At 72.7% G+C, this 6,452-nt stretch carries 6 protein-coding genes; 3 read left to right on the top strand and 3 right to left on the bottom strand.

What is annotated here, in order from left to right:
• Window positions 1-26: 26 nt before the first annotated feature.
• Both HTZ82_RS02125 and HTZ82_RS02120 read right to left on the bottom strand, forming a co-directional pair.
• Window positions 27-836 carry an HlyD family efflux transporter periplasmic adaptor subunit gene (locus HTZ82_RS02125; protein ID WP_175407529.1) on the bottom strand — a complete coding sequence of 270 codons (810 nt, stop codon included), beginning with the start codon at window positions 834-836 and terminating at the stop codon, window positions 27-29.
• Window positions 837-1,023: 187 nt separating this feature from the next.
• The gene (locus HTZ82_RS02120) at window positions 1,024-1,236 is read right to left on the bottom strand and encodes a type A2 lantipeptide (RefSeq protein WP_175407528.1); all 213 of its coding nucleotides are present in this window, start codon (window positions 1,234-1,236) and stop codon (window positions 1,024-1,026) included.
• A gap of 470 nt (window positions 1,237-1,706) precedes the next feature.
• Here HTZ82_RS02120 and HTZ82_RS02115 point away from each other — a divergent pair, with 470 nt between their 5' ends.
• Complete coding sequence (locus tag HTZ82_RS02115) at window positions 1,707-1,850, top strand: hypothetical protein (RefSeq protein WP_175407527.1); 144 nt, start codon at window positions 1,707-1,709, stop codon at window positions 1,848-1,850.
• A gap of 128 nt (window positions 1,851-1,978) precedes the next feature.
• A complete protein-coding gene (locus HTZ82_RS02110) occupies window positions 1,979-3,517 on the top strand; it encodes an alpha-N-arabinofuranosidase (protein WP_175407526.1) in 1,539 nt (512 codons plus the stop codon).
• A gap of 70 nt (window positions 3,518-3,587) precedes the next feature.
• On the opposite strand, the gene HTZ82_RS02105 is transcribed toward HTZ82_RS02110, so the two are convergent.
• Window positions 3,588-4,790, bottom strand: a complete 1,203-nt coding sequence (locus HTZ82_RS02105; RefSeq protein WP_254711567.1) for a polysaccharide lyase family 1 protein — start codon at window positions 4,788-4,790, stop codon at window positions 3,588-3,590.
• A gap of 570 nt (window positions 4,791-5,360) precedes the next feature.
• Here HTZ82_RS02105 and HTZ82_RS02100 point away from each other — a divergent pair.
• Window positions 5,361-6,377 carry a LacI family DNA-binding transcriptional regulator gene (locus tag HTZ82_RS02100; protein ID WP_175407530.1) on the top strand — a complete coding sequence of 339 codons (1,017 nt, stop codon included), beginning with the start codon at window positions 5,361-5,363 and terminating at the stop codon, window positions 6,375-6,377.
• Window positions 6,378-6,452: the final 75 nt, after the last annotated feature.

Raw genomic sequence — 6,452 nt, 5'->3', positions numbered from 1 at the left:
GCGGCGGTCGGGTGCGGTGGGGTGGGTCATGGCAGCAGCCAGTCGACGGGGCGCTGGGCGGCGACGTGGACGGTTCCGGTGGCGAGGGTCATCGAGGCGAGCGGGAACGGCGGCCCGTCGGACCGCGACCACGCGTAGCCGGTCGCGGTGGACGCCGAGCGGTCCAGCTCCACGAGCACGGCGACGGGCCTGCCCTCGCGGGCGAACTCCTCGCCGAGCTGCCCGCTGCCGAGGAACGCGGCGATCCGCCGGCTCGTCAGCGGCGTGCGGCCGACCTCCTTGACGCGCCCGCGCAGCACGCCGTACCGCTGGGCGGGCACCGACTCGACGGTCAGGTCGACGGAGGCGCCCACGGGCACGGAGGCGGCGCTGCCGGACGGCACGTACAGCACGGCCGTCAGCGGGTCGTCCTCCTCGTCGACGCGTTCCACGGCCGCGATGTCGGCCCCCGTGGTCACGACGGCCCCGATGGCGGCGGCCAGCGACGTGACGCGGCCGGGCGCGGGAGTGCGGACGACGACGCCGTCGCCCTGCGCGGTGCGGATGCCGACGAGCGGGGAGTCGGCGCCGACGTGGTCGCCCTCCTCGGCGTGGACGGCGGTGACCTGGCCGGCGACGGGGCTCTGGAGCACGTAACTGCCCTGCGCGTGCGTGAGGATGCCGGGCGCGCGGAGGGTCGTGTCGACGGATCCCGCCACGGCCCAGACGGACGCGGCGATCACGGCGACCACCGTGACGGCGAGGACGAGCAGACCCTGCGGGCGCGCGAAACGCACCGGAAGGTCGATCTCCTCCGGCGACTGCAGTTTGGAAAGGGCCTGTTGGCGGAACTGCACGACACACTTTCCTCGGACCGCGTATGACATGGACGGGCTTGAACCGATGGCGATTCGGTAAGGGAACGGGCCGTGTGTCCCGGACGGCGGATTCCGGGGCACACGGCCCTGCGGCCCGGCCGGCACGGTGCCACCGCACCGTGTGGGGGGATGCCGGCGGGCCGTCACCGCCGTGCGGCGGTACGCCTCAGAGGCCGGCGGCGTAGGCCGTGGCGCCCTGGGTGTTCAGGCCGGTCAGGGCGTCGGTGGTGCCGGTCAGGTCGGCGACGGTGCCGGCCACCGGCACGACCGCGTCGACCGAGCCGACGAGGTTGCCGACCAGGCCGCCGCAGAGGCCGCCGGCCACGTTGTCGAGGTCGGCGTCGGAGATTTCCTGGGTCTGGATCTGGGGGGCGTTCATGATGTGGGGTTTCCTTTCACGCGAATTTCTCGGAAACACCGCGACGGACGTCGTGGCCCTGCTGCGGTGCGTTGGATCAAAGCACGCACGACATGCGAACGGCCAATCGAGAAGACCCCCGGAAGAGTGGCTACGTGCCGCTCAATTCCTTTGTTGTGCAGGCTCCTTCATCGCTCGGTGTCCATTTCTTCACCGGCCGGCACGGGCGTTTCACGCACCGGTCGCAGGGCCGCACGACGGCGCGCGTCCGGAAAAGCGGACATTGCGTCAGCAATGAGCCGTTCCATGGGCGAGCGGGCGACCAGGCCGGTGACGCGGCGTGGGAGACGGTGTGACGGCTGCACATTCGGTGTGCAGATCCGCTGAAGGACGCGACAGGTGCGCCCGCGGCACGGCTCGACTCCCGGGACACCGCCCGCCACGGAGCCTCCTTCCTCCCTGACGGGAAGGCGGACAGCACGGCCGTCGAGGTGGTCCCGGTCCTGTTCGAGGCGGACCCCGGCCACACCGCCTGGGACCTGGTGGCGTCCCACCCGGGCACGGCCCACATCACCGCCACGAGCCGCCGCACCCCGAGCGGTTTCCGTCTCACGGTGCTGGTTCCCGGCAGGTGAGCACGTGGCGCGTTCGGGATGTCGAATGCTGTGCGGTCATGCGTGCAGAGGGCTGGATTCCGGTGGGGAGGAGCGATCACCATGGGCGCGTCCGCGTCGTTCGTCGCCCTTCCGGAAGGACATCACCCATGCCGCCCATCGAACCCGCCCGGTTCGCGCTGCACCCCGACTTCACCGTCGGCGACGTCGACCCGCGGCTCTTCGGGTCGTTCGTCGAGCACCTCGGCCGGTGCGTGTACACCGGCATCCACGAGCCCGGACATCCGGCGGCCGACGAGTCGGGCCTGCGGACCGACGTCCTCGACCTCGTACGGGAGCTGGGGGTCACCGTCATCCGGTATCCCGGCGGAAATTTCGTGTCCGGTTACCGGTGGGAGGACGGGGTCGGGCCGGTCGACAGCCGGCCGCGGCGGCTCGACCTCGCTTGGCGGTCGACCGAGACCAACCGGTTCGGCCTGGCCGAGTACATGGCGTTCCTGCGCCGCATCGGCCCCCACGCCGAGCCCATGATGGCGCTCAACCTCGGCACCCGCGGTGTCACCGAGGCCCTCGAACTCCAGGAGTACGCCAACCACCCCGGCGGCACCGAACTCTCCGACCGCCGCGCCGCGCACGGCGACAAGGAGCCGTACGGCATCCGCCTGTGGTGCCTCGGCAACGAGATGGACGGCCCCTGGCAGACCGGCCACAAGACCGCCGCCGAGTACGGGCGGCTCGCCGCCGAGACCGCCCGCGCCATGCGCCAGATCGACCCGGACGTCCAGCTCGTCGCCTGCGGCAGCTCCTCCCGCGGCATGCCCACGTTCGGCACGTGGGAGGCGACCGTGCTGGCGGAGACGTACGACCTGGTCGACTACGTCTCGCTGCACGCCTACTACGAGGAGACCGACGGCGACCGCGGCTCCTTCCTCGCCTCCGCCGTCGACATGGAGGCGTTCATCGAGGAGGTCGTCGCCACCTGCGACCACGTCGGCGCCCGCCTCAAGTGCCGTAAGAAGATCCATCTCTCCTTCGACGAGTGGAACGTCTGGTACATGCGCCGCCACCAGCGGCAGACGGCCGAAGAACCGCTGGACTGGCCCGAGGCGCCGCGCCTCCTGGAGGACGTGTACTCGGTGACGGACGCCGTCGTCTTCGGCTCCCTGCTGATCGGGCTGCTCCGCCACGCGGACCGCGTGACCGTCGCGTGCCTCGCCCAACTCGTCAACGTCATCGCCCCGATCATGACGGAGCCCGGCGGCCCCGCCTGGCGGCAGACCACGTTCTTCCCGTTCGCGCAGGCCTCCCGCCACGGCCGCGGCCGCGTCCTCGACGTACGGGTCGACTCACCCGCGTACGAGACCCGCGCCCACGGCACCGTGCCCCTGCTGCACGCCACCGCCGTACGCGCCGACGACGGCACCGTCACGGTCTTCGCCGTCAACCGCGGCCAGGACGAGCCGCTGCCTCTGGAGGTCACCCTGCACGGCCTCGGCGTCACGGACGTCATCGCGCACACGGCCCTCGCCGACGCGGACCCGGAGGCCCGCAACACCCGCGACGAACCGGACCGCGTCCTCCCGCACCCGGTCACCGGCACGCGCATCGAGGACGGCGTGCTGCACGCGGTCCTGGAGCCCCTGTCGTGGAACGTGATCCGCCTCGGGGGAGGGCGGCGGTCGGCTTGAAGCCGTCGGCGTGGACGGCTGGTTCACGAGTACGGCGCGCTGGTGTGCTCTCTTCCCGCGGGGGCCCGGGTCAGCGGACCCGGCCCGCGCCCGCGTGTCGGGTCACCTCGCGATCCGCGGTGGCGGCGGAGCTGATCGGTCCGTGCAGGGACGGGGTCCAGCCGACGTCGGCGACGAGATCGCGTTCGCTGCCGGAGTTGTAGGCGTTGTGGATGGCCAGCAGGTCGACCGGGAAGCCGTTGAAGAGCGTGCCGCGCTGCTGGAGACCGGTGCCGTTCCAGCTCTTGACCAGGTCGGCGACCTCGACGTGGGCGGGCGTGGTGAAGGCGTTGTTCTCGGCGGTGATCGCTGACTCGGTGCCGACGCCGATCGAGTAGCGGTAGTCGTGGGCGTCCCCGGGCACCACGTACCGGTTGTTGTAGACGTGCACCTGTCCGAACCGGACGCGCGGGGCCCGCTGCACGATGTCCTCGAAGGCGTTGTGGTGGAGCGTCACCCGCAGCTTCCCGCGGTCGCTCACGCGGCTGTCACTGTTGCCGATCAGCATCGCCTTGTCGTGCTCGGCGAACCGGCTCCAGGAGACGGTGACCAGGTCGGCTCCGTTGGTGATGTCCAGCAGGCCGTCGTGGCGCAGGTAGTTGCGGCCGAAGTACGTGGGCTCGGCCGCGTCCGGGCGGCCCCGGTCGCTGAGGGTCACATGGTCCACCCACACATGGGTGGAGCCGCGCAGCCAGATGTTGTCGTACTCGGCCTTCCAGTCGCCCAGGCCGCCGCTGTTGGGCTGCCACCGGGGGAAGCAGTCGTAGGTGTCGCGCACCTCCAGGTTGCGGATGATGACGTTGTCCGCGTCCGCCACCTGGAGGCTCGCGCCCTTCAGGACCGCGTCCCGTCCGAGGCCCACCAGCGTGGTGTGGGAACCGACCTTGAGGGTGACACGCTCGGCCTGGCGGGCGGCCGAGGCCCTACGGGCGTCCTCCTGCGGGCCGGACGGCCTGGCCGGGCCCCAGGTGCGGGGGTCGTAGGCGGCCAGGTAGGCGGAGAGGTCGTAGCCGTCCGTGGCGTAGTCGGCGCAGGTGAGGCGGCGGCCGCGGTCGTCGGTGTTGACGTCGATCGTCCCGGCGATCCTGATGATCTTCGGCGTGTCGCTGCCGCCGTCGAGCGCCCGCACGAGGCCGGCGCGGTCGTGCACGGTGTGGACGTGCGCCGCGTCGGCGGCGGCCCCGCCCGTGGTCCCGCCCTCGGCGGCGGCCCAGCCGTCGTCCGGGGCGAGCATGTCCCGGCTGACGTCGCGCACCGGCCCGCGCCGGTCCCGGTCGTCCACGCCCGCCTGTGCTCCGGCCGCCTGTGCTCCGGCTACCCGCGCTTCGGCTGCTGCCCGCGCTTCGGCCGGCAGTGCCTCGGCCGGCAGCGCCTCGGCCGCCGCCGCGGTGCCGAGGCCGGCCATCAGGGCGAGAACCGCGGCGAGCCGGGCCGTGCGGGCCCGGGGCGCCTGTGGCGCGCGGGCGGATGTCGTGCGGTCTCCCATGACCTCTCCCGTCCTCCGCCGGGCACTCCGACGGCGTGGTAAGCGCTTTCTCTCGGATGTCGGGCCGAAGGTAGGAGCCCGGTCGGGTATTAGTCAACGCTTCTGACAAATTCGCGCCTCGGCGTCCCGCCGGGCTTGCTCGGAGCCCGGCTTGAGTGCAGCATGAATCGATTCATCGGCTGCCCTCCTCCGGCGCTCGGCTCCTGCCGCGCCCCCCGCTGCCGCCAGGCCGCCGCCAAGGGGAGTCTTGAAAGCTTTCATTCTGCGTACGATGGCCGTCCGGCCCGACCGAGGAGAGGGGTGCGCGGCGTGGCGCGCATGGTGGGAATCAAGGACGTCGCCCAGCGGGCGGGCGTCTCCGTCGGCACGGTGTCGAACGTCATCAACCGGCCCGACGCCGTCGCCGACGCCACCCGCGAGCGCGTCCAGGCCGCCATAGAGGAGCTCGGCTACGTACGCAGCGAGTCAGCGCGGCAGCTGCGCGCCGGGCAGAGCCGGATCATCGCGCTGCTCGTCCTCGACATGGCCAACCCCTTCTTCGTCGACCTCGCGACCGGCGCCGAGCGCGCCGCCCGCGACGCCGGCCTCGGCGTGATGCTCTGCAACAGCGCCCAGGACCCGGACGAGGAGGCCGAGTACCTGTCGCTCTTCGCCGAACAGCGCGTCCGCGGCGTCCTCGTCACGCCGGCCGACCCCGAAGGCGGCACGCTGCGGGCCTTCGCGCGGCACGGCATCCCGTACGTGTTCGTGGACCGCACCGCCGCCGGCGGCGACGCCTGCTCCGTCTCCGTCGACGACGTCGAGGGCGGCGCCCTGGCCGCGCGGCACCTGCTCGACCGCGGCCACCGGAGCATCGTCTACGTCGGCGGCCCCGCCCACCTGCCGCAGATCCAGGACCGGTGCACCGGCGCCCTGGCTGCGCTCGCCGATGCCGGGCTGCCCGGCGACGCCCTCGTGCGCGTCGACACCGAGCGCCTCGACGTCGCGTCCGGGCGGGACGCGGGCGCCAGGCTCCTCGGCATGTCGCCGCGCCCCACCGCCGTGTTCTGCGCCAACGACCTGCTCGCACTCGGCGTGCTCCAGACCCTGTTCGCGGCCGGCGTCTCCGTGCCCGGCGACATCGCGCTCGTCGGCTACGACGACATCGAGTTCGCCGCGGCCGCCGCCGTACCGCTCACCTCCGTCCGCCAGCCCGCACGCCGCATGGGCCGCCTGGCGGCGGAGCTGCTCATGGAGGAGACGGGCGACACCGCCGAACGCCACGCCCACCAGCGCATCGTCCTGCGCCCCGAACTCGTCGTCCGCGCCTCCAGCATGGGCCCGCGCCGGGGCTAGGCGTGTCCGGGGGGCTTTCCCCTGTCCCGCCCCTTCCCGTAACTGGGGGCTCCGCCCCCAGGCCCCCTGTCGCGC

The organism is Streptomyces sp. TRM64462, assembly GCF_013362995.1.
Classification (GTDB): domain Bacteria; phylum Actinomycetota; class Actinomycetes; order Streptomycetales; family Streptomycetaceae; genus Streptomyces.
The sequence above is the reverse complement of the archived record's forward strand: the minus strand, read 5'-3'. Positions and strand labels throughout refer to the sequence as shown.

What these genes read in the sequence shown, in the direction of transcription:
- HTZ82_RS02110 (WP_175407526.1), top strand. Translation starts at nt 1,979, where the DNA reads ATGCCGCCCATCGAACCCGCCCGGTTCGCGCTGCACCCCGACTTCACC.
- HTZ82_RS02120 (WP_175407528.1), bottom strand. Translation starts at nt 1,236, where the DNA reads ATGAACGCCCCCCAGATCCAGACCCAGGAAATCTCCGACGCCGACCTC.
- HTZ82_RS02105 (WP_254711567.1), bottom strand. Translation starts at nt 4,790, where the DNA reads ATGCTCGCCCCGGACGACGGCTGGGCCGCCGCCGAGGGCGGGACCACG.
- HTZ82_RS02100 (WP_175407530.1), top strand. Translation starts at nt 5,361, where the DNA reads ATGGTGGGAATCAAGGACGTCGCCCAGCGGGCGGGCGTCTCCGTCGGC.